The following is a 25,819-nucleotide window of genomic DNA, read 5'->3' as shown; positions in this document are numbered from 1 at the left end:
CTGGCGACCCCGATCAACTTCCACCCATCGGCTGCGGCAAGGTGTTGGCAGACATCGTTGAAGCAAAAACGGTGGCGAATACGATGCTAGACATCGTTAAGAGACAGGAAGGTTCAACGGGTATCCCCGAATACTCAAAGCTCATTAATCAAGGTGTGACGCCTGAGCAATTAAGTACAGGTGCAATACGCTTTCACGAAACCAGTAAAACAGACATTGCCAAAGTCTGTTGTGAGCTTTACCAAGAATCTCCTGAAAGCAGTCGTGTCATGGCTCCAACCAAGGCACTCGTATCAGAAATCAATAAACTCACCCAACAAGCCGTTAACCCAGATAGCACTAGCCTTGAGTTCGAAATCAATGGTGATAAGTTCTTTTTGCCCCTTCGCATGAATGATGCGGTGTTATTTACTCAGAATCATTACGACAAAAGCATTCAGAACGGCTCACTTGGCACATTAACCAACGTCAAACCTTCTGGTGATAGTTACGGTGAAGTGACGCTAGATACAGGTGAAAAGGTCGAGATAACACAATCCGTTCTCGACTGCATAGAGTTGGGTTATGCAATCACCCTACATAAAGCTCAAGGGTCACAGTTTCCACGCATCATCATCGCTCTGCAAGACGGAAGAATAGTAGATAGAGCATGGCTCTATACGGCAATCACGAGAGCTGAAAGTGAAATCCATATCGTTGGTAGTAGTGATGACATGAAGCAGATCACCGAGGCACCTAGTCACTCTCATAAGCGGAATAGCTATCTGAAAGAGCTGCTGGGTTAGCAGTTTCAAACTCGTTTTTGCCCCAAAATCACTTAGATTAAATACTCTAAAGAATCAGAGTGCGTGCATTGCCCTACTAATGCTTATTCGATTGAGTTGATAACTGTTCATTCCCGTCATAGCCGATATCTTGCAGTCTAACTTCCCTTAATGTGTCATAATTTATTGATTATCAATTGAGTTAGTATAAAAACCATTGCATTATCGAAGGATGAAAGACGACAACTTGTCATCTAATAAGCGTTAGGAGGTTTAATGGTTTCGTATCAAAAAACAGAAGATTTAGCATTTTCGGCTGAGATTACTTATGTAAATATGCGCTCATACTACGAGCATTATTCTGTTGATTGGGATTGCTCAAAAATCGAAGACCAAATTCAAGATTTAGCCAATTTCGATATCCTGGTCAATGGTGAGGTAGTTGGAGCAATTCGTTTAACCTTTGATAACGAAGGTTGTTATGTTCGTGACTTGCAAGTCAGCGAGAGATACCAAAATAAAGGCATTGGTGCGTTAGCACTGTCTGAATGTGAAAGGTTAGCCATTGAATCAGGCGCTAATCGACTTAAGTTACGTGTATTTAAAATCAGCCCAGCTTTTCATCTCTATGAAAGGGTTGGTTTTGTGATTGATAACGCTGATGATAGGTTTTACAGCATGTCGAGAACAATCTCCTAACCAATAATCTATACCACTTAGACTAAACGCTTTATTAAGCGAATTTTTCATACCCAAGCTAATTAATTGCTAATTTAGCAAAGTCACTGGAACGCTTTTGCCCCGAAACAACTTAGTTCAAGTGCTCTACAGAATCTAGGGATATGCGTTTCCCCTACTAAAAATTATCTGAAACTAGCAATTGTCAAAACTATACGGTACAGAACACTCCAACCAGTTTTAATGGTTACTATCTTATTGATTTATCGTTGAAGATTAAAAAGAAAGAAGGCATTATTTCGCCATGGAATACGGACAATCGCCGTATAGAAAGCGTTAGCTGCAATCGGTATATAACGAGTATTATCGAAAATGTATAAACTAGAAATATTCTGTAATCCAGAGCAGCAGATGTTAGTACAAAATGTACTACATGAATCTGGAGTCGATAAAATTGGTAATTACGACCATTGCTGGGCAATTGGTTCGGTTACGGGGTCTCATCGAGCATTAGAGGGCTCAAATCCAGTATTTGGTTCTAAAGGTAAGGTCGAAAACTACAAGTTACTTAAAATTGAAATCAACGTCTCAACAGAACAAGTGAGACCAATTGTAGACTCTTTGAAAGAGAGTCTTGGGTGGGAAGAGCCATTGGTTAATGTGTTCAAACTCTACAATATAGAATTTGATCTCTAACTGTAGAGTTTGCAGCAAACAAACGTTTAAGGTTTCAAGATACTTTGTCTAATCCCAATCTCGCGAGAACCAATACTCTAACGTGCTTTTGTCCAAAAACGTGTTTCAGCCGATGGTCAAGACAGCCGATGGTCAAGAAAAATCATAAATGCCTAGCGAGTAGTGAGCTGTGCGAGCGTCAGGAGTGGCTTTATTATTTTACTTTACCATCATTCCCTTAAATACCCTTTTGGCAGGGTGATGGTCTTCACGCAGTGAGACCATCGCCTTGCTAAGCCTTCAGGGACAAAAAAGCGTACACACAATTATACATAGTATGTACGCTTTATAGACCCCAAAGAAGCGTTGTCAGTAAAGGGCTGTCACTCACTCACGCGCAAATAGACATACTTTTTACTGTATACTCTCATGAGCGCCTATTTTTTGTCTGTGATTTAGCATAGAGATTTAAGAGTAGATGCGGGATTCGAGTTGCGGGATGCGAAGAGTTTGAAGAGTAGATACGGGATAGGAGTAGCGAGATACGAGGAGAGTTAAGAGCAGGAGTGCTTAAAACAGGTCATAAAAAATGCACTAATCCAAAGATGAATTAGTGCATTTAAAATATCTAATCTAAAGCGCCATAACGCTGAATAAACTAGCTAATTATGATGATAAAAGTACCTGCTAGGGTCATCAATATATTGGCTATCGCGTAAGTGCCCGCATAACCCAGTGCTGGAATGGTTGAGCGAGCGTGGTCGTTTACTATGTCCATTGCTGGAGCACAGGTTCGTGCGCCGATGATTGCACCGAACAATAGAGCTCGGTTCATCTTCAGCACGTAAGCGCCAACTAAGTAAGCGAAGAATACCGGCAGCACACTCACTACCAGAGCGATACCAATGACCTGAGGGCCGACTTGGGTTAAGTGCTCAAATATTTTACCACCGGCGCTCAAGCCGATACCGACCATAAAGAACATCAAACCGAGGTCTTTGACCATATTCAACGCACCCTGAGGTACATAACCAAAAGTAGGGTGGTTCGCTCGTAAGAAGCCTAGCATGATGCCTGACAGAAGAAGGCCAACCGCGTTACCTAGTCCAAACGATACCTGACCGAATGTCATGGTGATCAAACCAAACAAAATACCCAGGATGAAGAAGCTACAGAAAGCCATCAAATCTGCCATTTGGCTGTGGATTGAGATAAAACCAATTTTCTCTGCTAGACCGTGCACACGACTTTTCTCACCACTTACCTGCAGGACATCACCTTTAGAAAGCACGATGTTTAAGTCCATCGGCATTTCAATTTGAGCTCTTACTACGCGGTTTAGGAAACAGCCATATTCAGACAGGTTCAAGTCAGATAAGCGCTTACCTGCGATGCTGTCACTTTTAACGACGATCTCTTCTTCTACGATACGTAGATCGAGAAGATTACGGTCGAAAACCTCTTTGCCGTTACGGAAGCTTGGGTCTAGACGAGCGTGGCTATCTGGGAAACCAACCAATGCGATTTCGTCACCTTCTTGCAGAATGGCATCACCATCTGGGTGGGCAAGAATACCATTACGACGAATACGCTCGATGTAACAGCCCGTTTGGCGATAGATACCTAGTTCACGCAAGTTCTTACCGTCAGTCCAAGAAATAAGCTCCGGTCCCACACGATAAGCACGAATAATAGGAAGATAAACCTTACGTTGACCAGAAGCACCTAAACCACGCTCTTGAGCTATCTGCTCGGCCGAGTCGTGTAAGTTTACTTTTTGCAGCTTTGGAATAAGGCGTGCAAACATAATCATACTGATCAAGCCAACCAAGTAAGCCATCGCGTAACCCACTGATAGGTTTTCGATAATCAGGCTTAAATCCATATTTCTTGGTACTTCAGCGAGCCCTGAATTCAATGCGTCTTGCGCACCTACCAAGATTGGCGTTGCTGTAAGCGCCCCCGCCATCATGCCGGCAGAAAGTCCGAAACCAAGGCCTAAGTACTCGCTACAGAAGTAAGTAAGTGCAATAGCCGTAGAGAGGACCACTAAACTTAAAATAAGGTAGTGTTTTCCATCTCGGAAAAATATACCAAAGAAGTTCGGTCCTGCTTCAATACCGACACAGTAGATGAATAGCATAAAGCCAATGGTTAGGGCGTCTGCGTTAAATGAGAAACCAAGGTGACCCATCACAAGGGAAGTAATCAGAACACCGATTGAATTGCCGAGTTGGAGACTACCGAAACGAATTTTACCAATGGCTAAACCAATCGATAAAACAACAAAGATGAGGAGAATGGGGTTTTGTTCTAACAGAAAAACAACGTCGATATTCACAGTGGTCGCTCAATAATAGGCGTGACAAAAAGGGTAAGTTTGAAATGTGGATTGTATCTAAATATAAATAAATTATAAGTGATATTTCCCCTTTTTACTTGATTTTGACCAGATTCTTATATTGTATGAGAACTGGCTATAAAAAAGCCCGCTTTAATAAGCGGGCTTAATAGAAATCTTACAGTTTGACACTAAAAGTGCTCAGCTGATTAAGGGCTTAGCCCAAGACTCGAACTCTAGATTAGTCGAAAAGACCGAGGTTTTCTTTTGCGTATGCTTCAAATTCTGTGCAGCCGCCGATGTGATCTTGGTCGATGAAGATTTGTGGCACAGTTTCAACTGGCTTACCAACTGTCTTCTCTAGGTCTGCTTTACTGATACCTTCAGCGTGAATGTCAACATAACGGTAGTTGAAGTCATCACGTTTTGCTTTAAGAGTTTCTGCGTGCTCTTTTGCACGAACACAGAATGGGCAAGCAGGGCGACCAAAAATAACTACAAACATTTCATTTCTCCTAAATACGGGATGAGGCTCGTTAACTAAACGATGTTAACTATTCTTTAATGAATGCCACTCAAAATTTCTTAAAACCAACTATGCCTCAATGCCATGGGGAAATAAAGATGGAATTACCTCTTAATACAATAGGTCTTGCCTATCTGCGCAAATATTAATCACAAAGAGGGAGGGCCTCGTTTGTTCGCCTCAATCATCGTTAAGTCCCCCAAGTTTTAGAGTGTGAATTACCCCCAAGATTACAACTTTAATCCTTCTTTAGTGCGACAAGTTGCACCTTGTCAAAAAAATCAGACACAGAACGAGGCATCTTATAACTGGGTATTGAACCATATTCGGTAATCTACCTGACTTGTGATGTTTCACTAAGGTCGTGTTTAAGATGCAGAGTATGTGTTGCAAACACATAGCTTACATTTCAAAGGTTAAATTCCAAAAACCAAGAGTTCGTAGTTTTGTTCAGTCATAGGCGCAGGAGGCACCATGTTTCAATTTATGACATCTACAAAGATCATCTTTGGTGATGGAGCACTTTCCGCTTCATTGTCTCTCTTAAATCAATATGGCTACAGTGTGCTATTGGTTACTGGTAATACATTGGAGCGCACCTCAATTGTTACTGACTATCTAGATGCACAGAGCATGCGTTATCAGCACATTGCCGTATCGGGTGAACCCAATATCAAAATGGTCGAAGAGGCTGCCACTTCTGCACGTCGATTTAAGCCAGATATGGTGGTCGCAATGGGCGGCGGCAGTGCCATCGATATGGGAAAAGCGTTAGCTGCGGTTTTACCGAATCAAGGTAATTTATACGACTATGTTGAAGTGGTTGGACGTAATGTTCCCCTTAAAACGAAACCCCTTCCGTTTATCGCCATTCCAACAACCGCGAGTACCGGTGCTGAGGTTACTAAAAATTCGGTGCTAAAATCAGGTCAAGACCAAGTAAAAATCAGCCTGAGAAGCCCTGATATGCTGGCTGATGTAGCGATTGTCGACCCAACCCTAACTCATGGCACTAATCTGTATCTATCTGGACGAGGTGCTATGGATGCATTTACTCATCTAATGGAAGCTTATGTGTGTGGTGAGCCGAATTCGTTGACCGATATGATCTGTGAAGAAGGGTTACGTAAACTGAGTAGTTCAGTAATTCAGGCGTGTATTTATGATGAACCTCAAGCGCGCTCTGATCTCGCTTTCGCTTCTATGCTTGGTGGAATGGCAATCACTAATGCTAAGCTTGGTGCCGCACACGGATTAGCTTCTGCGTTAGGCGGTAAGATTTCTGCGCCCCACAGTGTGATTACTGCGCGCTTAGCGCCATTTGTGATGCTAGAGAATATTGAGGTTGCAAGAGAGCAGCAGCGAAGCGACATTTTAGAGCGCTACCAAAGGATCGCTCAAATAGTAACGGGTAAAGCGCAAGCCTCGGCAGAGGATGCCATTCAGTGGTTATCAGAAGTCTTAGATACACTAAAGTTGCCAAGTTTACTGGACTTTGGTGTATGTGAAGCGCAATTCGAAGAGGTATCGGATGATGCACTTAAGTCGGTTGCTATTAAAGGGAATCCATTGCCATTGAATCAAGAGCGTTTAATTCATATTTTGCAGCAGGTTTGTGAGAAGTGTCATTGTGGTGAAGCTCAGGGTGAAGTCACGTTTAGTCATAACGATGAAGAGTCTCAAATGGTGGAGTCGAGTTTCACGATCATCAACTCTTATGCCTCAGAGAATAGTGTGGTGGAGAAGGGGAACAGCTGGACCATTTAATAGTATTGGTAAATGGCCATGACACTATTGAAGACGCAGATAAATAAAAACGGAGCACTAGGCTCCGTTTTTCAATTAATATCTTTGGGGTTAGAACTGAGAGTATTTCTCGTAGCGTGAATCACGAAGTGACTCTTTGACACGCTTAAGATTCTCTCTGAAACCAGAACCGCGACGCAGTGTAAAGCCAGTCGCTAGCACATCAATAACCGTCATTTGAACAACGCGGCTTGCCATTGGCATATAAACGTCTGTGTCTTCCGGTACATCCAACGAGATAGAAAGCGAGCTTGCTTTATCTAGTGGAGAGTCTTTTGCTGTGATTGCGATAACCGTTGCGCCGTTTTCGCGCGCTAGGTTTGCAATCTCAACTTGGCTCTTAGTGCGACCCGTGTGAGAGATAAGAACGATAACGTCGTTATCACTGCAATTAATGCAGCTCATTCGTTGCATCACGATGTCTTCGAAACAAGTGATTGGGATATTAAAACGAATAAACTTGTTTTGAGCGTCTTTCGCTACGGCAGAAGAAGCACCTAGTCCGAAGAATGAAATGCGTTTTGCTTGAGTCAGCAAGTCAACCGCACGGTTTACTTGCATTGCATCTAGACTGTTTTTCGCAACGTCTAGGCATGCCATTGTTGATTCGAAGATTTTATGCGTGTAAGCATCAGGGCCATCATCTTCTTCGACATTGCGGTTCACATAAGGTGTACCATTCGCCAAGCTTTGAGCAAGGTGAAGTTTAAAGTCAGGGAAGCCCTTTGTGTCTAAACGACGACAGAAGCGGTTAACTGTAGGCTCACTTACGTCAGCCATTTTAGCTAAGGTAGCAATGCTAGAATGGATTGCAGTTTGAGGGGAAGCCATAATTACTTCGGCTACCTTGCGCTCAGACTTGCTGAAATTTTCCAGGTTTTTTTGTATTTTTTCTAATGTATTCATAGTGTTCACAAGGGTATAGAGAACAACTTGCTAGTTAATATCTTTTTACCAGGGGGTATGGCTGAAACAAATTTCAGTAAACACAATACCAACGCAATGTTGGGTGTTGTAATTACTGCTGTATCAAATAGATATCAAGCTAACTAGCACCATAGAGTCAGTATAAACCCAACATACTATTTACTAATACAAAAACACGGGATGAATGCTTAAGAATATGACAGGCCTCAACAAAATTTTAGAAAAGTACAGAATTGGAAGAGGCTTTGAGCAAAAAGAATGCGATTTGAGTATGAACTGACAGCTAAGTTACATCAAAAAGAAATAAATTTTCAATTTGATGCAACTAAAATTGAATGGCTATGCGTTTATTTGCGTAACCAGTTTGGTGATCTTACCCATCAAGTTAGGAGCTAGTTTAGAGATTTCACGCTGCTCTTCAAGTACTGAAGAAAGAATCTCGTTGCCCGTTAAGGGGTTAGCCAATACCACGCGGAAAACGATGATTGGCTGATGAGCCCAAGCTTCAGGGTTTAGGCGAGTACGAGATACAAACGATTTGCCTGTTTCACGCTGTTTCTTCTGGATAAACTTAGTCAGTTCGTTCAGAAGTTCGTTTAACTCCACACGCTGCTCAGGAGCTGCTTTAAGCAGGGCTGCTTTTACCGCTTCAGGAACGTAGCGGTACGTCAGTAGACAAAGCTCTGGTTCAGAGACTAACTCGAAATCATCTTGTTCTTTAATCAGGTCGGCAAAGTAACGTGCTTTGTTGATGCTTTGATCGATCAGCAGTTCATAGCCTGGACGACTGATGATGTGCATTGCAGCATAAACCAGCATCGCCATACCTGAGCGAGAGCCTTCCAACGTATGGCTACCTAAGTCTTTAGAACCCTTACGTAGGATATATTGAGCGTGGTGCTCAATCGCTGTCATCGCATCTGGTTTCTTAAATAGAACCATGCCAGCACCCATAGGAATGTAAAGCTGCTTGTGAGCGTCGATAGTGACCGAATCAGCAAGCTCAATACCATCAAGTAGGTGGCGATGATTATTCGACATCAAAGTCGCGCCGCCCCAAGCTGCATCCACATGGAAGTGGCAGTCAGACTCGGCACATACCTCTGCAATATCTCTTAGTGGGTCGATATTACCGGTTTCCGTTGTACCAGCGACACCGATAACGGCGAAAGGCTTAATCTTGTTCTGCTTAAGCTGCTCGATCTTCAGTCGTAGGTCGTCAGTACAAATGCGATTGTCGTTATCTGTTTTAACTGATACAAGACCTTCCTGACCAATACCCAGTACGTCAGCGGCTTTTTTCAGGGAGTAGTGACCACGTTCAGAGACTAAGATGGCTAGGCCTTCGTAGTCGTAGTGTTTCATGGCTTTGAATAAGCCTTCTTTCTCGACACCTTTGAACGAGCCCTGTGCTTTTAGCGCATTGTTACGTGCGACCCAAAGCGCGGTAATATTCGCGATTGTACCACCAGAACAAAACGCCCCTAATGAGTGATTTGCACTGTGCATCCAACGAGAATAGAACGCGTCATCATCTTGATAGATCAAGCGATGCAGCATACCCAGAACTTGACGCTCTAGGGGGGTGAAAGCTTTGGAAGTTTCGATCTTTACTAGGTTCTGATTGAGCGCAATCATGATTTTTGAAAGCGGCATCAAAAAGTACGGCAGGGCAGACGTCATGTGACCAATGAAGCTTGGCGATGAAGTATGAACCGAGTGCGATACAAGAGAATCGAGGAGATGCTCAGTATGTTCAGAAACAAACTCAGGTTGCTCTGGGATTTGAGCATTTGAAAAATCTTTCTCAATTTCACGCAGCGGCTTTTCTTCAGCCACGATGTGTTCACGTAAGAATTGATTCAGGTTTCGTGAAAGTTTGTCTTCAATTTGAGTGAGTGTTGAATCTGGGCCTTCAGGTACCGTGAAGATACGTAGAAGACTGTCGAAGCTAACATCTGCTGTTTTTTGTTCCGTAACCATAGCAAGCGAGTTATTTTTTTAATATTGACGCGAGCGGGACAATCTAAACGAAAACGGGAACAATGTCCCGTCTTAATTATGAAATCCAACTTCTCATAAAAGCCTATTAAATGAGGGGTTACTTACATTTAATCGCTTCAAGTTCAGCGATCGAGCTGTTGTAGCGCTGAAGTGCAGTGTCGATTTGTTTAGGGTGGCTAAGCAGCTCTGCGAATGCCGAACGCAGCTCGTAATTTTGCTCATGAGGCTTTGATTGACGGTCGTCGAACGTCGTTTTAGCGACTTTGCCTAGCTCATCATCACGTTGTGATAGAGTCTTGATGTCATGTTGCTCAAGTTGCAGCCAGCCTTCAACTGGTTGTTCTGTTGCTACTTTGCTTGAGTCATTCACTAGGTAGTAGTGTACCGCAGCACGATTTAGCTCGAAGTGGTGCTTACGGCCTTCAAGGAACCATTCACTTACTTCTGTTAGCTCTGGGTATTGCTCTGAGGTGAGTTCAGCAAGATCGGCGTACCAATTTAGAGAGGCGTCGATGTAAGCATCGTATTTTTTCGCTTGGCACTGGTTTGTTTCAGACATTGAATCTGCTGCAAAAGAGAAAGTAGAAGTTGAAGCTAGCAGTAATGCGACGCAAAGGCGTTTCATAGCGGGTCCTTTTGTAAGTTTATTCTTGTTATTACTTTGTCGTTACAGGTTACCGTGATCATTCTTTGTTGAGCAATGACACTTAGTGTCTTTTTATTTGGGTAACTGTATCGGTGTCTTGGGCAATGGTATTCGAGATGCATTCTAATCTAAATCGATCGCTATTCCTGCGATCTAGTTAGCAAGAGATACAAAGAACAACATCAAAATAGGTACGAGTAGACTCAATATAAATCCACTAACAATCGCGATAGGCACACAGCGGACGCCGCCTGTTGTTTGAATGACAGGCAAAGTGAAGTCCATGGCGGTAGCTCCAGCATAACCAATAGACGTACATGGATAGCTTCGAATGAGCACTGGAATCAGAACTAACGCGACAAGCTCTCTCAGTAGCTCAAGCATGAATGATGCTCCGCCGTAGACCGGACCAAATGCATCGCCCATTAGGATTCCAGCCAAGGAGTACCAGCCAAAACCAGAAGACATGGCTAGCGCTTTAAACAGAGGAATATCCAGCAAGTAAGCAGCGATAATACCACCTAACATAGAGGTGATAATTATCGTGACAGCGATGACCATGCCATGCTTGTTGAGCAAGATTTGTCTTAACGTCAGCCCGCTGTTTCGCAGCTGGATGCCAATGAAGAATAGAAGAACGAATAGAATCCATTCACTCGCTGTATCGACCCAATGAAGGCCGATAGGCAGAACGAGTCCTGCGATAAGGCCTGAGCCGACAACTAAAATGAGTTTGGCAGACTCCATTGCCATCGAAGAAAGGGGCAGCTTCTTTTGACTACTGTCTGTTTTTAGTGGCAGTACTTTGTCTATAGCGGGCAGTGCCATCAGGTTACAAACGCCTAAGCAGACAAAGAAAGTGACGGTATAAAGAAGGATTGTCTGTAGGTTGCTACCAAGATTATCTAACGCGGCAAGGCTTAATCCCATCAGCGCTAGAATTACATAGATCAAACGCGATGTAGAGCGGTTGATGAATTCTAGCGTTTGGGTGTTTGAAATTGAAAATAGATACCCCACAACAAGTGGCGCAAATATGAAGATCATCCCTGTAAACATGCTTTCCTCTATTGCAATTACTTCAACTTTTTCTGTGACTTAGAAGCCACTAGCGTTGATCACGTCGTTTAGCTTTGCATTAAAATCATGTTTACTCAAGTTGCTTAGATTATAAAGCACCTCTGCACCTGCCACGTTGAGCTCAACTTCGTGATCATCGATGTTCTCATCCTTGTTTCTGAACATCAGTAGGTGGTTAGCAATGCGTGCGATATCTAAGTAAGACACTTCACGTTCTTCTTGTTTGTTGATGGTGTTGCTACACACGTCAATGAAATCGCTGTCGAAGCCCCAACGCTTGAGTACCAGCTTGCTGGTGGCTGAACATTGGCCTTGGAAAATCTGAAGCGCGATATCGTGGTCGAGGTAGTTACCATTCTCAAGGTATAGGTGGTACTCGCTTACTAGGCAGAACAGCCCAATATCGGCTAACAAACCAACTAGCAAAGACTTTTCATGTTCAAGGTAGCGGTATTCAGCAGGAGCGATCTCTTTAAAACCATTGGTCACAAGTACCATGGTTGCGCCTAACTCTTTTGAGACAGAAGCGCTTTGAATCAATAGCTGGTTACACTCTTTACTTAAATCAACTGAGTGCTTGAGTTGTTCGATCGCTTGTGCAGTCACGATGTCACGGACACGCAATATACCCAGGCGTGAAACGGCCGTCATAATGTCGACACAGGTGATGTTGCGTCTGTTGAAGACAACCGAATTTGCAACTCGAATGACGATGGCTGTAAGGCCTGGATCTTCAAGCAAGCACTCGGCAACCTCGGCTATCCCAGTCGATTCCAGAGTACAAAGTTTTTGGATTTTAAGTACAACGTTAGGGATAGGAGGAAGGGTTATTTTTCCCGCTGAGATGGAATGTCCAACAAGTTGGGCAAATTCTGATTCTAGGCCCTTAAGAAGAAGTGCCTTGTTTTGTGGTAGCCAGAAAAACGATAAATGATTCATATAAAAAGTAAAAACATGTATGTCCTACCATTTTACAAGCCACAATGCTGCGAGGCAATACTGATAGGTCCACACAAGCTTTTAAATATTGAACCGGTGTATCATCAAACGTCAAAATTCAATCACGGAATGATAGCTTTGTGTGATGTTAATCATGAAAAAGCAGAATACACAATTGATTGATGTGAACTAAGTCCAGACTTATTTTTCTTTTCGAAGTATCATTTATTTAAAGGTGAAAAACGCAACTATAATATTCACCTAAACAACAATAAAAATTAGATTCAAAAATTTTTCGCATAAAAAGCTGCTTGTCTGGTGATCAACCTAATCGGGGTAATTTGATTAAGGATCAACGGATATGACCGAGACAGCATTTATTAATTACGTGAATCAATTTGGTGAGCATCAAAAACGTTCTATGTTCGGAGGTATTGGCCTCTTTCAAAATGACGCGATGTTTGCCTTATTGAGTGAAGGTTGTTTATTCATTAGAGGTGGCAAGTCATTAGATAAGAAACTGGCAGATCTTGATTGTGAAAAGTATCGTCATGTGAAAAAACAGACAACAGCAACCGTAAACTACTACGATATTACTGATCTGTTCACATGCGAATATCCTGAATTGGATAGCATTATTCGTACTTCTATCGATAATTCAATTCAGCAGCGCAGCTTCAAGAAGTCATCTGCTAGCCGTAGATTAAGAGATCTTCCTAACATGCAGCTTACGTTAGAGCGCATGGTGAAAAAGGCGGGTGTCGACGATGTTTCTATGTTTATGCAGTTAGGCGCACCAGAAGTATTTAATAAGGTTCGCAAAGCGTACGGAAACGATGTTGACCTAAAACTACTTTGGAAATTTGCGGGTGCGATTGATGGTATCCACTGGAAACTATTACAAGAACCACGCAAGCAGCAATTACTAAAGAGCTGCCACTAAAGAAGTCGTCCTTATATGCTTGAAGTTACAGTTTATAAATAAAAACCGAGGAATAAATCCTCGGTTTTTTTGTTTCTGCCTCAACGAAAGAGGCTAAGTATTCTCTTGGAACCCAAAGGTTCGAACTCGTCAGCTAAGTATTAGTACTTGAAGCGAGCTGTGAACATTAGCTGATCACCGTAGAAGTCGTTGATACGAGCTTCAGCGCCAATAGAGAATAGCTCTGTAGAGTGGAAACGTGCGTAAACAGAACCGATCCAATCATCGTTGTCATCGATAGAAACGTAACCACCTTTACTACCAACTTCTAGTTGTGGACCAAGCCATTGGCGAACACCAATGTTAACTTCCATACCAATGTCAGTAGAGCTTGTGTGTTCAGGCTGAACGATGCGCGCTAGCATTTCACCTGTTAGGTCTGCCCAGTTGTTAATTGGAGCGTGGAAACCAAGACCAACAGCAGAGTCGAAATCACTTTCAAATTCTGAATCAATGCGCGCAATTGCGTGAGCATTCGGGTGGATTGACTTACTGAACGCGCCACCAAATGTAACAGGGCTAGCACCGATACGTGCTTCGAAGTAATCGTAGCTGAAGTTGCTCATTACTTGTGGTTGTTCTTCGACAGCTAGCGCTTGGCTTGAAGCCAACAGCATAGCGGTAGTAAGTAGTATTTTGCGCATAACGACCGTAAACCTTTATTAGTGTTAATTCCTTTGGTTTGAGAGAAATCGGCAAACCATAAACATCGAGACAGTTTAATCTAACTCACGGAAAAGTAATCCATTAAAATGTAAATCCTTAATCATTTAGTTAAAAAATAAACAAATTAAGGGCCAGTCTGCTACAGAGATCTCATGTTTTGGGGCAAATGAGAAAGTTGGACAAGTGAATTATCCAGATTTTATATGTGTCTGTTCGTGTCTTATATTGACTGCTGTTTATCTTATTGCCCTTCAAACGTTAATGGAAAGCGTTACTCTCCAAAGCTTGTGCGCTTATTTGCCATTGAGGTTAGGATGCGCTCTGTATCTAGAATCGAAGTCCAATTCAGTAGTTGTTTATCATTGGCTATTACGTAATCGGTCAGCTGCTGAGTGATGGTCTCTCTGAGTTGGTCGCCTTGCCAAGGTTTGGATATATAGAAATCGAGGGCCGCGTTATTAATGGCAGTTACCGTATCTTCAAGCCCGGCTTGCCCGGTGAGCAGCAGCTTGCGCGTAGGCTTTGTAGAGTCGTGCTGATTAAGTTCTATAAGAAAATCGATACCTGTTTTTTCCGGCATGATGTGGTCACATAAGATCAAAGCGAGCTTAATGCCGTCTTGCTCCATCTCTTTGATGACTTGTTTTGCTTCATCGACCGATTCTGCGCCCTCAACGATAAAGTTTTCTTCAAATACAGCTAAATCTTGAAGCACACTATTGAGCACCTCTGGTTCATCATCGACACATAAAATTAAGTACTTATTCATGAGGTGCTCCTTCTTGTTTGAACGGTAGCCATACTTGCATGTGAGTGTGGCTTCCAACCTCAGACTCCACCAAAATAAATCCTTGATGGGCCGAAACGATCTGTTGAGAAATAGATAACCCAATCCCTAAACCAAAGTTACCTTCTTTTTTGGTCGTGAAATTAGGGTTGAAAATAGAATGAATGTTTTCTTTCGCGATTCCGATGCCAGTGTCTGATATCTGCACCACTAGAAACGTTTGATTGTCTTTAGTCTGTTGTGAAGTGGATATAGAAACCTTGCCTCGTTCTGGAAGGGCATCGAGTGCGTTAGAAACAAGGTTGGTCCAGACTTGTTGCAGCGCCAGCGATTGGCAGAGCAAAGGCGGTAAGTTGGTGTCGTAGTGCTTTTCAAGTTGATGATGCTTCAAACGGTTTTCAAAGATCAGCAAAGTGTCTTCGATGCCTTCGTGAATATCTGTGTAATGGCGAAGCTCGTCGTCTTCACGTGCATAGCTTTTTAGGCTTTTAACCATGTCGGCAATGCGCTTGCTACACACTTGAATGGATCGGATAGAGTTGCCGACGTAATGGTAATGCTCTAAGTCGTTGAGTAATTCTTTGCCTGCGACAGGGGAGTCTTTTAGGGTCTCTAAAACCTTCGCATCTTGGCTTAAATTCAATCTCACTGCTTTTTTTGCGAGGGCACGATCATCAATGGTTGATGCTAAATGTTTTACCAGTTGTCTCTCCTGAGAAGTGGAGAGTGGTTTAGCTAATTTTGAACACGCCAGTACCTCTGTTCCCTTGTTGGGATGAGGAGCGGATAGCTGCTCTAGTATCTGGTCTAGATGTTCTGATAGCGTTTCAATACTTCTCATAATTGCCGCTATGGGGTTATTAAGCTCATGCGCGACACCAGCGACAAGTTGACCAAGCATGGCCATTTTCTCTTTTTCGATTAATTGCTGGTGTGCGGACTCCAATGATTCAAGTGTTTGTTGTAGTTTGATTTTGTTGGTGATACTACGTTGTAAGCGACGATTGAAATGACGGAGCAATAGGTTAGTAAACAAAGGCAGTAAAGTATTATTAGAATGCATCACCTGAGCAAAACTCTCTTTATCAAGCTTAATGACTCGAGTTGGGGTCAGAGTGAGCCCAGTAGAGAACGAAGGCTCGCCTGTCACAAATGACATTCCACCAACGATGTTGCCTTTAGAGTGACGTACCACTTCTCGCTGCTGTCCTAATTCATCTTTCTTATAGAGGGCGACTTCACCCTCAATGATCAACCATAAAAAGCGATTGTCTTCCCCTTCAACCGTTAATAAGTGCTCTGGAGAGTAATCGCGAATTGCTTTGGTCTTATCATCTTTAGAGAATACATCTTGCAAGGCATTGAAGACACGTTCAGCGAGCGCATTGTCTGAAAGCTGGTGGTAATCGTGAATAAAGCCTGATTGAAAAGATTGAATCTTTTGCTCGATATGAGCTCTTAGTAAGCGCTGTTGATCTAATGCATCACTGTATGACAGTAGATTTTCCGCATCGTATTGGATAACGAAAGAGGTCAGTTCCTTTTGTGCTGACTTGAAGAGAACCTGATCTTGAACCGGTTTGGTTAAGCAGTGATTAAGTCTGCCTTCGTTTACCGCAGTTAGAATGGATTGAATGTCTGACGAAGCACTGACGAGTATGGTTTTGGCTGTATTACTATGAGGTAACTGTTCGAGCTCAATGAGAAACTGCACGCCATTGAACTGAGAGTGATGGTGAGTGATCACTAAAGCAACGGTTTGATGATTGTCGTGGATGTCTTCCAATGCGTGGTGCGCATCTTCAATGTTCTCGGCAGTGTAGATATCGAACACACGAGACAACGGAGCTAATTCCGTACGTATTCGCTCGATGCTAACTGGATTATTGTCCAAACAGATAACAGCGTATTGATTCACAGTTTTCCCTTAGTAGTCGCAACGCTTCTAGCCTAGCAAGAACCGCAGATTAAGGATGAGAGCTAGCCGTTAATTTGCTGAGTGATTTGAAGTATCGAGCAATAGACTGATTTAACTCAATGTTTCTTGTTTGCGACTGATGGGTTAGACTGAAAAAAACAAACACATGTAGAAAGAGAACTCATGGAACAGTTAAGAAAAATTGGCGCAATTGGCGGCGCAATCTCATTGGCTCTTTGTTGGCCTCTAGCGGTTGGGCAAATTGGACAAAATGCGATTACTGATGGCGTTGCAAAACTTAACAATTCGAGCATTCAAGCTGAGATCGTTGAGTACGATAGAGGTTACCTTTCTTCTAATGTAACCACTCGCATCACTGTGACGGATGAAAATCTAAAAGAACAACTTGCGATTGATGGCTTACCAAGTGAGTTTGTCATTAATAGTGCAGTTAGCCATGGCTTGGTTAGCCTTAACGCTGTTTCGACGTTAGACAATGCAGACATCCTGCCACTGACCTTAACAACGAGCACAGAGCTGAACGGCAATACGGATTTCGACTTCGAGCTAAGCCAATTCAATCATCAAGGTACTGATGAGAATGGCACCTCGGTGTCTATCACTAAATCGAACCTGACAGGCCATGCGACGGTGTTGGGCCAAGTGGATTACCAGCTTTCTATCCCTTCTGTTCAAATCGACTTTGAAACGGGTGAAGAGGTGACACTGTCAAACCTGAAAGGTATCGGTTCAGGCCAACAAGCAAAAGGTTACTGGCTTGGTACACAGAACTTCACTATTGATAGTTTCTTGATTATAGATTCCGCAATGCAGCCATTCATGACTATCGAGAACTCAAAGTATGATTTTGAGTCGCACCTGGATGAAGCGACTAAGCGTCTGCGTAGCAACCTTAAACTGGATATCGCCAATATCGAGACGAGCGAAGGGCAAGTGAATAACTTAAATGTTGATTTCGAAATGTCGAAACTCGACAGTGAGTCGTTTGAGAAAATCTTTGAGATTTACCAGTCTAATCCTGTTCTTACACAAGAAGACGTTGCTGAGATCATCCCATTCATCGACAATATGTTTGCTAAGGGCTTCGACCTTTCAATGAACAACATGTCACTAGAGTTAGGCAAAGGTCAGTTTGAATCGAAGTGGTTGGTGACTGTTCCTGAAGGTACAGAAAACATCAGCAGTAACCCTTCAAAGATTATGCCTGCACTAACGGGTAATCTTCACTCGAGCTTCTCAAACGGACTGGTAGAAGAGTACCCATTCATTCGCGAAGGTATCGATGAATTAATCGTGATGGAAATGATCAAAGAAACAGACAAGGGTTACGAAATCAGCGCTGACTTAAAAAATGGAAACCTAGTGTTTGAAAATGGACAAGAAATTCCACTAATTGCACTACTTATGCCGGCTTTTGTTCAATAAAAATGAGTAGGCAAGAATGCGCACAGGTCAATTTAGCGCATTAAGTTAAAGATTTTGTACTGTACGAAACAAAAGAGGTCATAAGACCTCTTTTGTTGTTTTTATGTTGAGTAAAACATGGTATTACTTGCATAGTTATTATTTAGCAGGAGCAATCATCCCCATGGAACTTACATTAGATAACGTATTCAATTTTAGTGCTGGCCCAGCGGCTCTGCCTAAGCCAGTAATGAAACAAGCACAAGCTGACTTCATTGATTGGAACGGTTTAGGCACTTCCGTTATGGAAATTAGTCATCGCAGCAAAGAGTTTATTCAAGTTGCCGATGAGTCTGAGCAAGACCTACGTGATCTTCTGAACATCCCAGACAACTACAAAGTTCTGTTCTGTCAGGGGGGCGCTCGTGCTCAATTCGCTGCTGTGCCTTTAAACCTTCTTGGTGATGCAACAAAAGCGACCTACATTGATGCGGGCTACTGGGCTGAAAGCGCAGTTATGGAAGCTAGCAAGTACTGTGAAATCGACGTGTTCAATGCAAAAACGACAGTCGATGGTAAAGCCGCTGTAGTTCCAGCTAAAGATTGGAAAATCGACCCAGAAGCGGCTTATGTTCACTTCTGTCCAAATGAAACCATTGATGGTATTGAGATCAGCGAACTGCCACAGACGGACAAGCCGATCGTTGCGGATATGTCATCTAACATCTTGTCTCGTAAGATCGATGTGTCCCAATATGGTGTTATCTATGCTGGTGCGCAGAAGAACATTGGCCCAGCGGGTATCTGTATCGCTATCGTGCGTGATGATCTGCTAGACCTTGCAAACGACGTATTACCAAGCATTCTTAACTACAAAGTGCTTGCTGAAAAAGACTCTATGTTCAACACACCACCAACTTACGCTTGGTACTTGTCTGGTCTTGTTTTTAAATGGTTGAAGGCTCATGGCGGTGTGGAAGCGATGGAGCGTGTTAACCAAGAAAAAGCAGCATTACTTTACAACGCGATCGACGATTCTGATTTCTATAAGAACGAAGTGCACGTAACAAACCGTTCAAGAATGAACGTACCGTTCCAACTTGCGAAGCCTGAGCTAGATGCGAAGTTCTTAGAATTGGCCGACGCTGCTGGTCTTAAGTCACTGAAAGGTCACCGAGCTTTAGGCGGCATGAGAGCATCGCTTTACAATGCGATGTCTTTAGAAGGTGTACAAGCGCTTGTAAGCTTCATGAAAGATTTCGAAGAGAAATACGCTTAATCTGTCTACCCGAGATTAAACATTTAAAAGAGGAGCTAACGGCTCCTCTTTTTTATGCCTACAATATTCAATTAAAGTACATTTAATTGAGCTATAACCAGAAATTTTTCAACGGCATATCAGGCGAAAAGTGATGAGCAACCTGTGCTTGAAGCAACTCTGCTGTTGCAATTGCATCAGTAAGCGCATGATGTGGCGTGTAGTCGGGTAGGTGGTATCGACGACGGCTTTGCCCCAGTCGAACCGAACCTGGCTTCTTACCTTTTAATTTATTCCATAAGCCGCCAGCCAGTTTATTTTGGATCTGAGATTCAATCTCAAGCGTGTCGAGTACTGGAAACTCAATCCCTTCTCCTAATCTCACTTTCAACGCGTTATCTAAGAAATCACGCTCGATACGACGATAGTGAACCACCGGAATATGTCCTGCCATTGATTCTAAGATCTCATTTAATACTTCACTAAGATCGGGGGCGTCAATGATGTCGTTGTGAGTGATACCATGAATTACCACAGAATCTTCTTCTAACTTCTGCTTTGGTCTCAGTGTCCAATGTTTGGCTTGTCGTAAGTAAATACGATTTAACGTGAACGGGACAAGGCCGATGGTAATGATGCCGTCTTTGTTTGGATTTAAACCCGTTGTCTCAAAGTCGACCGCTAAGAAAGTCACTTCAGAAATTGGCGTATCAGGTGCCGGAAGAGGTTGGCTATAAAAATGCTTTAAACGCTCGTCTCTCGCTCGATCTAGCTTCTGAGCAAACTTAAATGGCCAATCGACCGCAGGTGATCTGAATAGTTTGTTCATAGGCCCTACTTAAACTTGTTACTGGCTTGGTAACGGAACTTAAGGAAGTTTTGCGCGTTACTTAAGATTTGGAATGCATCTTTCAGATTACGACGTTCAAAATCGGACAGGTTCTCTGGCTCAATGTTGTTATCTGGCTCGACATTATTATCAACATCGTGCGCTTGGTGGCGGATACGCACCAGAGAGATAAATTCCATCGCATCTTTAAGATCTTGCGCTCTGCCTTTTGGCAGAATACCCGCGTCGATAATGTCATCTAAGCGCTCAAATGAGTTCTTAGAGCGAGAGCCTACCGCTAGCGCATGGACACGAATCAAGTCTGCTAGAGGAGCCGTACCACGTCGTTTGAGGTTGATGGAGTTGTTATGACGACCATCTTTCTCCATAACAAAGTCTTTAAAGAAGCCAAGTGGCGGAGTTCGGTTGAGTGCGTTACGAGCCAGACACGCCAAGAAGCGGTTGTTCTTACGTGCACGTCTTACGATAAAGCTATTTAATTGCTCAGCCCATTTCAGGCGGCCATAAACACCGTCTAGGTCGAAGAAGATCGACGCGTTCAGCAGTGCTTTTGGGTTTGGATCGTCAATCCAGTCAGCGAAGCACTCTTCCCATTCTCTGCGGGTCATTCGCCACATTGGGTTAGTCGCCATAATGTCACCGGTACAGTAAACATAGCCACACTGATCTAAGCCATCACAAATGAAGGTTGATAGCTCTTCGAAGTATTTACCGTGTTTGTTCTCGTCGTAGGTGTCATCCAGAATAATGGCGTTATCTTGGTCTGTTACCAGAAGCTGTTCATCACGCCCCATAGAGCCTAATGCTAGGAAACAGTATGGAATTGGCGATTTACCTAACTGCTCTTCCGCGAGTTCGATAATGCGCTGCTTAAAGCTACGGCCAATTACTGACATTGCAGTGCCGACCATGTGAGCATTGGCATCTTCGTTAACGAGACGGACAAAGCTGTCTTTCACTTGCTCAGAGAGCACTTTGAGGTCTTCAATACTCTGTTGCTGGAAGATACTACTTACTAAGAGCAGCGAGTTTTGAGATTCGTAACGGACGATGTCGGTCGCTTCGATAATACCGATTGGCTTCTTATCTTTTAGGACAGGTAAGTGATGTACGTTGTAGCGAAGCATGGTCATCATGGCTTCGTATACGTAGGCATTGTGGTCAAGAGAGATAACCTCAGGTGTCATCACGCTCGAGACTTCATCGGATGGATCGAGGCCTTCCGCCAGTACACGAGTGCATAAGTCTCGGTCGGTGATGATACCGATAACGGGCGTCGAATCGTCTTCATCATCTTCAACGATGTCTGGGTCGATGATCAGTAAAGAAGAGACATTTTCTTCCGCCATCATGGTGGCGGCTTGTTGAATGGTGCGCGTTTTCTCGATCATCGATGCTTCACTGGTCAGCAGCGTTTTCACTTTAGATGTCGTGAGGTCGTTGGCATCGTTATTACTTGAGTTCGCCTGACGAAGGCGCGCGTTATCTTCAACCTCTACGAAATCAGCAAAAGAGTCGTAGTTATCGTAGAGCTCTTGGAAAATAGGCTCAGGAATGCAGTAGAGCAGGGTATCTTCAGTCGCTTTTACTGGGAAGCGCACCTTGTTGTTGGTGAGCAGGCCCATTTGACCAAACAGATGGCCTTCATCAAGGCGGTTATACAGTTCACCTTTACGACGATAGACTTCGACTTCGCCGCTTCGAACCATATACAGGTCATGAATTAGATCACCATAGTGAATGATAGGTGTGTCTTGGCGGTAATAAGAAATTTCCACGCTACTGGTCACTTTCGTCAACATCTCTTCAGGGAGGTCATTGAAAGGAGGGTATTGTGCCAGAAAGTTTTGAATCTCTAATAACTCAGCATCCATAGTAATCATCCATTGGTTTGTATGATTTCATGGTACAATATTTGATAATAATTTGCCGTCAAAAATCAATCTGTGAGCTAAAACCTTTTTAAAGTCTTATGGATAGACTAACCTTTCAATTAATGGAGTGACAGTTTAAGGATGATAGGAATGTCGAAGTGGGAGCTTAGTTTTGTATCTGCGGTTTTAGCGTTTTCTCCAAGTTTGTGGGCGGACACTAACGCAGTGGATCTTCTTGATTTTGACCACGTTTATGCCACAGCGCATTCGGGCAGTTTAAATGAAGGTGCAGGCAGTAATAACAATGCCTCGTCGTATGGATTAGGCGTCAGTTACATGATGACGGATGATTGGTTGTTGCTGGGCGACTACAGTGCACGCTTCATTCACCCTGATGACACGACGACTCGAATTGATACGCTGATGCCAGGTGTTGGTTATCGTTACAGCATTAAGAAAGATTTAGACATAGTGGCTTACTACCTGCTTGGTATCACCAAAGGTAAGGTTGAAGATAATGACACCAACCGAACTGAATCTTCAGACACTGAGTTCATCCAAGGGGTAAAAGCCGAGCTTAACTATGGCTTTGCGAAACGTTGGATTGCCAACGGGAGTGTGCAAGTGAATCGAAGTGGTCTGTTTGATGAAGAGATCTATCACTTAGGTTTACGCTATCTAGTGACCAACAAGTTTGCGATTGGTGGGTCATACCAACATCGAGATGGTGAAGGTAAGATTCGCAGTGAACGTACTAATGAGCTGGGCGTGGAGTTTTTCTTAGAGTATTAGTTAGTGATATTGAGGCTGGGAGTGTCATCAGTTGATAGATCAATATTCAGACACAAAAAACCAGCTTAATTGCTGGCTTTTGCATATATATTGGTCTGTAAATGCAGGTTTCTGGTCTGCAAATACAGTTTTAGCTTTACGATTAAAGAACTGCAGCGATACCTTTACATAGAGGGCCCATGTTTGACTTAGTCATACCAGCAACACTGATGCGGCCAGAGCCAACAATGTAGATCGCGAATTCGTCTTTTAGGCGGTTTACTTGCTCTTTGCTCAAACCAGAGAAAGAGAACATGCCGTTTTGGCGCTCGATGAACGTGAAGTCTGCATCAACACCTTCAGACTTCAGTGTTGCAACGAATAGCTCACGCATCTCTTGGATACGGTCACGCATCTCAGCGACTTCCGCTTCCCATTCAGCACGTAGACCAGCATCGGCAAGGATGTGAGTTACGACAGCACTACCGTGCGCTGGTGGGTTAGAGTAGATAGAGCGGATGATACTCTTAACTTGAGAGAATGCTGTTGTTGCTACGTCTGCAGATTCAGCAACTAAAGTGAATGCACCAACACGCTCGTTGTACAAGCCGAAGTTCTTAGAGAACGAGCTCGCGACTAGAATCTCTTTGTTGTACTTAGCGAAAGTACGAAGGCCAGCAGCATCTTCTTCAACGCCTTTCGCAAAACCTTGGTAAGCAAAGTCGAATAGTGGAAGAAGCTTCTTCTCAGCAACCAGTTTAGCCAGTACTTCCCACTCTTCAGTTGTTGGGTCGATGCCTGTTGGGTTATGACAGCAGCCGTGAAGAAGAACGATATCGCCTTCAGCAGCTTTCTCTAGGTCAGCAACCATGCCTGCGAAGTCTTTGTCTTTTGTTTCTGCGTTGTAGTAGCTGTATTGAGCCGTCTCGATACCCGCAGCAGCGAAAACGCCGTTGTGGTTAGCCCAAGTTGGGTTACTGATCCAGATTTTTACGTCGCCCAGTTGGCGCTTGATGAATTCACCCGCTACGCGAAGTGCACCTGTACCACCTGGCGCTTGTGCTGTTTTAGCGCGTTGAGAAGTTACGATTTCAGCATCTGAACCGAAAAGTAGTTTCTGAACAGCAAGGCCGTATTCAGCGGTACCTTCAATCGTTAGGTAAGATTTGGTTTTTTCGTTTTCAAGAAGTGCAGCTTCTGCTTTCTTTACTGTTTTAAGCACAGGCGTTTGACCATCTTCATTTTTGTAGATGCCAACACCAAGGTTGATTTTCTCTGCACGAGAGTCTTTTTTAAACTCTTCAGTAAGGCCGAGGATAGGATCGGCGGGAGCAGCTAACACTTTTTCAAACATAATCTTCATCCATGTCAATTGAGAGGGGATAGTATCTATGGGTAGTTATACCTGTATGGAATTTTTAAGACAATACGAAGTGAACAGAAAGGCTAAAAAAAATCCATTTCAATCAGATTTATTGACTAAAGAGGGTATTTGATAACAAAACACCCTACTGATTAACCTACAGGGTGTAAGAATTTAGTGGTTTTGGGAAAGATTATGCAGTGGAAGCAATAAGGCTTTCTCTCTTGAGTTCGTTTTCTACGCTTTTTCCATCTTTGTAAGTGGCCGTTATTTCAACAAAAAGGTCTTCGACGGCTAAAAAGGCTTGAACAACTTGCGGATCGAAATGAGAACCTTTCACCTTCTAAAATGATCTCTTTCGCTACCCTTTAAAAAGAACTGCTCCCGAGCTGCTTTTCAGCGATAGATAAGGCCTCAGCACCAATCGCCGGGTGACCCTTCATTATTTCGAACTCTTCATCGGTTAATTTGCCCGGTTTCAGCAGTACGCTGTCTGGCACTCCGACCTTTCCTACGTCATGTAGGGGAGCAGACTTATAAAGTAACTCGATATAGCTGGGTGTTAATAATACGGCGTGTTCTTGGGATTTACTGAGTTGTTGTGCCAAAACCTTTACATACTCTTGAGTCCTTAGAATGTGGCCTCCTGTCTCGTTGTCTCGAGATTCTGCAAGTGCTGATAGGCTAACAATGGCGACGTCACGTGTCGTTTTCACTTCGTTCTGAGCCGTTTCTGAGCTATCAAGCATGGTGTTGGTCATGGCTGCCATTGAGCCGAGCTCGTTGTAACCAAAAATTGGTAGCCGCACACCTTGCTCCATTGGTCACCTTATTCAATGCACACTCTTGGCTAAGGAGAATGCGCTTAATTAGCTTGTTCCACAGTGCCATCAAGTAAGCGGTCAGGGTTGTGTTCTAGCCAAAAGATGTCTTGATTGCAATCATTGTCAGCATGGTCTTCAGTGTTATCAGAAGTACAATCACTAAGCCTATCATCTGCTTTACTAGTGAGCTTCGTTCACCCATCAGTTGGAAATCAAATTGACCGGTCGCTTCCATGTTGTCGATTGTAAACGCCCATGAACCCACGGGGCGATGTTGTTAATGTTTGAAGTTCCAAGGTAAGAGCGCATCAATATCAGGCTCAGCTTTCGCTAGCTCTTTCATGCACTTGACCATGTAGTCGTAGAGGATAAGGCCGTTGGCTTTCGCAGTCTCGACGATGCTGTAAAGCATCGCGCTTGCATCAGCACCATTTGGTGTGTTCGAGAAGAGCCAATTTTTTCGGTTCATCGCGGATTAGCGGGAACTAAAAACAAAAAAAAACGGTAGTAAGTGATATGGTTTAGTCGCCAAACAAAAATCATACACAAACTACCGTTTCCATGCCGAATCATACTTTCCTATCTTCATTCTGGGAAGGCTTTAAAATAGTAAAGTCTCACCAGACAGCATCACTTATTACCCTGACTCTTAAACCTAACTCTGAGGCGAAATGCCCTTGTGGTCTTGAGGCCGAGGCTATCCATGAGTATGTAT

21 protein-coding genes and 2 pseudogenes are annotated in these 25,819 nt (G+C 43.3%); 8 read left to right on the top strand and 15 right to left on the bottom strand.

Annotated features, from left to right (window positions below):
- From L1D11_RS20665 to L1D11_RS20655, 3 genes are all read left to right on the top strand, one after another.
- Positions 1-785: ATP-dependent RecD-like DNA helicase (locus L1D11_RS20665; RefSeq protein ID WP_239862711.1), on the top strand; the 785-nt coding region annotated here is incomplete at its 5' end.
- 255 nt (positions 786-1,040) lie between these two features.
- Positions 1,041-1,463 carry a GNAT family N-acetyltransferase gene (locus L1D11_RS20660; protein WP_239833447.1) on the top strand — a complete coding sequence of 141 codons (423 nt, stop codon included), beginning with the start codon at positions 1,041-1,043 and terminating at the stop codon, positions 1,461-1,463.
- A 351-nt stretch (positions 1,464-1,814) separates the two neighbouring features.
- Positions 1,815-2,138, top strand: coding sequence for a hypothetical protein (locus tag L1D11_RS20655; protein WP_239833446.1), 324 nt, complete (start codon positions 1,815-1,817; stop codon positions 2,136-2,138).
- A 637-nt stretch (positions 2,139-2,775) separates the two neighbouring features.
- Here the strand turns inward: L1D11_RS20655 and L1D11_RS20650 are convergent.
- Positions 2,776-4,458, bottom strand: a complete 1,683-nt coding sequence (locus L1D11_RS20650) for an aspartate:alanine antiporter (RefSeq protein WP_086713098.1) — start codon at positions 4,456-4,458, stop codon at positions 2,776-2,778.
- 241 nt (positions 4,459-4,699) lie between these two features.
- Positions 4,700-4,963 carry a GrxA family glutaredoxin gene (locus L1D11_RS20645; RefSeq protein WP_004741562.1) on the bottom strand — a complete coding sequence of 88 codons (264 nt, stop codon included), beginning with the start codon at positions 4,961-4,963 and terminating at the stop codon, positions 4,700-4,702.
- A gap of 495 nt (positions 4,964-5,458) precedes the next feature.
- On the opposite strand from L1D11_RS20645, the gene L1D11_RS20640 reads away from it, so the two are divergent.
- On the top strand, positions 5,459-6,751 hold the full coding sequence (locus L1D11_RS20640; protein WP_239834377.1) for an iron-containing alcohol dehydrogenase: 1,293 nt from the start codon (positions 5,459-5,461) through the stop codon (positions 6,749-6,751).
- A 90-nt stretch (positions 6,752-6,841) separates the two neighbouring features.
- Here the strand turns inward: L1D11_RS20640 and L1D11_RS20635 are convergent, their stop codons facing one another.
- The 5 genes from L1D11_RS20635 to L1D11_RS20615 all read right to left on the bottom strand — a co-directional run bounded on the left by L1D11_RS20635 (position 6,842) and on the right by L1D11_RS20615 (position 12,386).
- Positions 6,842-7,696 carry a MurR/RpiR family transcriptional regulator gene (locus L1D11_RS20635; RefSeq protein WP_004734686.1) on the bottom strand — a complete coding sequence of 285 codons (855 nt, stop codon included), beginning with the start codon at positions 7,694-7,696 and terminating at the stop codon, positions 6,842-6,844.
- Between the two features lie 360 nt (positions 7,697-8,056).
- Positions 8,057-9,700: a pyridoxal-dependent aspartate 1-decarboxylase PanP gene (panP, locus tag L1D11_RS20630; RefSeq protein WP_239834376.1), complete on the bottom strand. Its 1,644-nt coding sequence runs from the start codon at positions 9,698-9,700 to the stop codon at positions 8,057-8,059.
- A 118-nt stretch (positions 9,701-9,818) separates the two neighbouring features.
- On the bottom strand, positions 9,819-10,346 hold the full coding sequence (locus L1D11_RS20625; RefSeq protein WP_004741565.1) for a hypothetical protein: 528 nt from the start codon (positions 10,344-10,346) through the stop codon (positions 9,819-9,821).
- 174 nt (positions 10,347-10,520) lie between these two features.
- The gene (locus tag L1D11_RS20620) at positions 10,521-11,426 is read right to left on the bottom strand and encodes a lysine exporter LysO family protein (protein ID WP_239834375.1); all 906 of its coding nucleotides are present in this window, start codon (positions 11,424-11,426) and stop codon (positions 10,521-10,523) included.
- Between the two features lie 39 nt (positions 11,427-11,465).
- Complete coding sequence (locus tag L1D11_RS20615; protein ID WP_239834374.1) at positions 11,466-12,386, bottom strand: HDOD domain-containing protein; 921 nt, start codon at positions 12,384-12,386, stop codon at positions 11,466-11,468.
- Between the two features lie 361 nt (positions 12,387-12,747).
- On the opposite strand from L1D11_RS20615, the gene L1D11_RS20610 reads away from it, so the two are divergent.
- Positions 12,748-13,329, top strand: coding sequence for a TfoX/Sxy family DNA transformation protein (locus tag L1D11_RS20610; protein WP_239834373.1), 582 nt, complete (start codon positions 12,748-12,750; stop codon positions 13,327-13,329).
- A 140-nt stretch (positions 13,330-13,469) separates the two neighbouring features.
- Here L1D11_RS20610 and L1D11_RS20605 read toward each other — a convergent pair whose 3' ends face one another.
- The 3 genes from L1D11_RS20605 to L1D11_RS20595 all read right to left on the bottom strand — a co-directional run bounded on the left by L1D11_RS20605 (position 13,470) and on the right by L1D11_RS20595 (position 16,739).
- Entirely contained in the window at positions 13,470-14,012 is a 543-nt protein-coding gene (locus L1D11_RS20605) for a hypothetical protein (RefSeq protein ID WP_239834372.1), read from the bottom strand.
- Positions 14,013-14,305: 293 nt separating this feature from the next.
- A complete protein-coding gene (locus L1D11_RS20600) occupies positions 14,306-14,803 on the bottom strand; it encodes a response regulator (RefSeq protein ID WP_239834257.1) in 498 nt (165 codons plus the stop codon).
- Positions 14,796-16,739: an ATP-binding protein gene (locus L1D11_RS20595; RefSeq protein WP_239834256.1), complete on the bottom strand. Its 1,944-nt coding sequence runs from the start codon at positions 16,737-16,739 to the stop codon at positions 14,796-14,798. Before L1D11_RS20595 ends, L1D11_RS20600 begins: the two co-directional genes overlap by 8 nt.
- Positions 16,740-16,922: 183 nt before the next feature.
- Here L1D11_RS20595 and L1D11_RS20590 point away from each other — a divergent pair, with 183 nt between their 5' ends.
- Positions 16,923-18,185, top strand: a complete 1,263-nt coding sequence (locus L1D11_RS20590) for a DUF945 family protein (RefSeq protein ID WP_239834255.1) — start codon at positions 16,923-16,925, stop codon at positions 18,183-18,185.
- Between the two features lie 163 nt (positions 18,186-18,348).
- Positions 18,349-19,443 carry a 3-phosphoserine/phosphohydroxythreonine transaminase gene (gene serC, locus L1D11_RS20585; protein ID WP_239834254.1) on the top strand — a complete coding sequence of 365 codons (1,095 nt, stop codon included), beginning with the start codon at positions 18,349-18,351 and terminating at the stop codon, positions 19,441-19,443.
- A gap of 91 nt (positions 19,444-19,534) precedes the next feature.
- Here serC and L1D11_RS20580 read toward each other — a convergent pair whose 3' ends face one another.
- On the bottom strand, positions 19,535-20,251 hold the full coding sequence (locus tag L1D11_RS20580; protein WP_239834253.1) for a 3'-5' exonuclease: 717 nt from the start codon (positions 20,249-20,251) through the stop codon (positions 19,535-19,537).
- A gap of 5 nt (positions 20,252-20,256) precedes the next feature.
- Positions 20,257-22,146 (bottom strand): putative nucleotidyltransferase substrate binding domain-containing protein, encoded by a 1,890-nt coding sequence (locus tag L1D11_RS20575; protein WP_239834252.1) that lies wholly within the window; start codon positions 22,144-22,146, stop codon positions 20,257-20,259.
- 150 nt (positions 22,147-22,296) lie between these two features.
- Here L1D11_RS20575 and L1D11_RS20570 point away from each other — a divergent pair, with 150 nt between their 5' ends.
- The gene (locus L1D11_RS20570; protein WP_239834251.1) at positions 22,297-22,938 is read left to right on the top strand and encodes an outer membrane beta-barrel protein; all 642 of its coding nucleotides are present in this window, start codon (positions 22,297-22,299) and stop codon (positions 22,936-22,938) included.
- 142 nt (positions 22,939-23,080) lie between these two features.
- Here L1D11_RS20570 and L1D11_RS20565 read toward each other — a convergent pair whose 3' ends face one another.
- The 3 genes and pseudogenes from L1D11_RS20565 to L1D11_RS20555 form a co-directional block, all read right to left on the bottom strand.
- On the bottom strand, positions 23,081-24,271 hold the full coding sequence (locus L1D11_RS20565; RefSeq protein ID WP_239834250.1) for an amino acid aminotransferase: 1,191 nt from the start codon (positions 24,269-24,271) through the stop codon (positions 23,081-23,083).
- A 202-nt stretch (positions 24,272-24,473) separates the two neighbouring features.
- A pseudogene (locus L1D11_RS20560) lies at positions 24,474-25,348 on the bottom strand (HD domain-containing protein); the annotation flags it as partial.
- Between the two features lie 33 nt (positions 25,349-25,381).
- Positions 25,382-25,567: pseudogene (locus L1D11_RS20555) on the bottom strand (transposase domain-containing protein); the annotation flags it as partial.
- Between the last annotated feature and the right edge of the window lie 252 nt (positions 25,568-25,819).

The sequence above is a fragment of the Vibrio sp. Isolate32 genome (genome assembly GCF_022397955.1).
Taxonomy (GTDB): Bacteria; Pseudomonadota; Gammaproteobacteria; order Enterobacterales; family Vibrionaceae; genus Vibrio.
This window is presented reverse-complemented; position numbering and strand designations above follow the sequence as displayed.

Excerpts from the sequence above, each read along its gene's own strand:
- L1D11_RS20635 (WP_004734686.1), bottom strand. The coding sequence starts at position 7,696 with ATGAATACATTAGAAAAAATACAAAAAAACCTGGAAAATTTCAGCAAG.
- L1D11_RS20620 (WP_239834375.1), bottom strand. The coding sequence starts at position 11,426 with ATGTTTACAGGGATGATCTTCATATTTGCGCCACTTGTTGTGGGGTAT.
- L1D11_RS20655 (WP_239833446.1), top strand. The coding sequence starts at position 1,815 with ATGTATAAACTAGAAATATTCTGTAATCCAGAGCAGCAGATGTTAGTA.
- panP (WP_239834376.1), bottom strand. The coding sequence starts at position 9,700 with ATGGTTACGGAACAAAAAACAGCAGATGTTAGCTTCGACAGTCTTCTA.
- L1D11_RS20575 (WP_239834252.1), bottom strand. The coding sequence starts at position 22,146 with ATGGATGCTGAGTTATTAGAGATTCAAAACTTTCTGGCACAATACCCT.
- L1D11_RS20565 (WP_239834250.1), bottom strand. The coding sequence starts at position 24,271 with ATGTTTGAAAAAGTGTTAGCTGCTCCCGCCGATCCTATCCTCGGCCTT.
- L1D11_RS20615 (WP_239834374.1), bottom strand. The coding sequence starts at position 12,386 with ATGAATCATTTATCGTTTTTCTGGCTACCACAAAACAAGGCACTTCTT.
- L1D11_RS20570 (WP_239834251.1), top strand. The coding sequence starts at position 22,297 with ATGTCGAAGTGGGAGCTTAGTTTTGTATCTGCGGTTTTAGCGTTTTCT.
- L1D11_RS20640 (WP_239834377.1), top strand. The coding sequence starts at position 5,459 with ATGTTTCAATTTATGACATCTACAAAGATCATCTTTGGTGATGGAGCA.
- L1D11_RS20610 (WP_239834373.1), top strand. The coding sequence starts at position 12,748 with ATGACCGAGACAGCATTTATTAATTACGTGAATCAATTTGGTGAGCAT.
- L1D11_RS20625 (WP_004741565.1), bottom strand. The coding sequence starts at position 10,346 with ATGAAACGCCTTTGCGTCGCATTACTGCTAGCTTCAACTTCTACTTTC.
- L1D11_RS20645 (WP_004741562.1), bottom strand. The coding sequence starts at position 4,963 with ATGTTTGTAGTTATTTTTGGTCGCCCTGCTTGCCCATTCTGTGTTCGT.
- L1D11_RS20660 (WP_239833447.1), top strand. The coding sequence starts at position 1,041 with ATGGTTTCGTATCAAAAAACAGAAGATTTAGCATTTTCGGCTGAGATT.
- L1D11_RS20605 (WP_239834372.1), bottom strand. The coding sequence starts at position 14,012 with ATGCGCAAAATACTACTTACTACCGCTATGCTGTTGGCTTCAAGCCAA.
- L1D11_RS20600 (WP_239834257.1), bottom strand. The coding sequence starts at position 14,803 with ATGAATAAGTACTTAATTTTATGTGTCGATGATGAACCAGAGGTGCTC.
- L1D11_RS20580 (WP_239834253.1), bottom strand. The coding sequence starts at position 20,251 with ATGAACAAACTATTCAGATCACCTGCGGTCGATTGGCCATTTAAGTTT.
- serC (WP_239834254.1), top strand. The coding sequence starts at position 18,349 with ATGGAACTTACATTAGATAACGTATTCAATTTTAGTGCTGGCCCAGCG.
- L1D11_RS20590 (WP_239834255.1), top strand. The coding sequence starts at position 16,923 with ATGGAACAGTTAAGAAAAATTGGCGCAATTGGCGGCGCAATCTCATTG.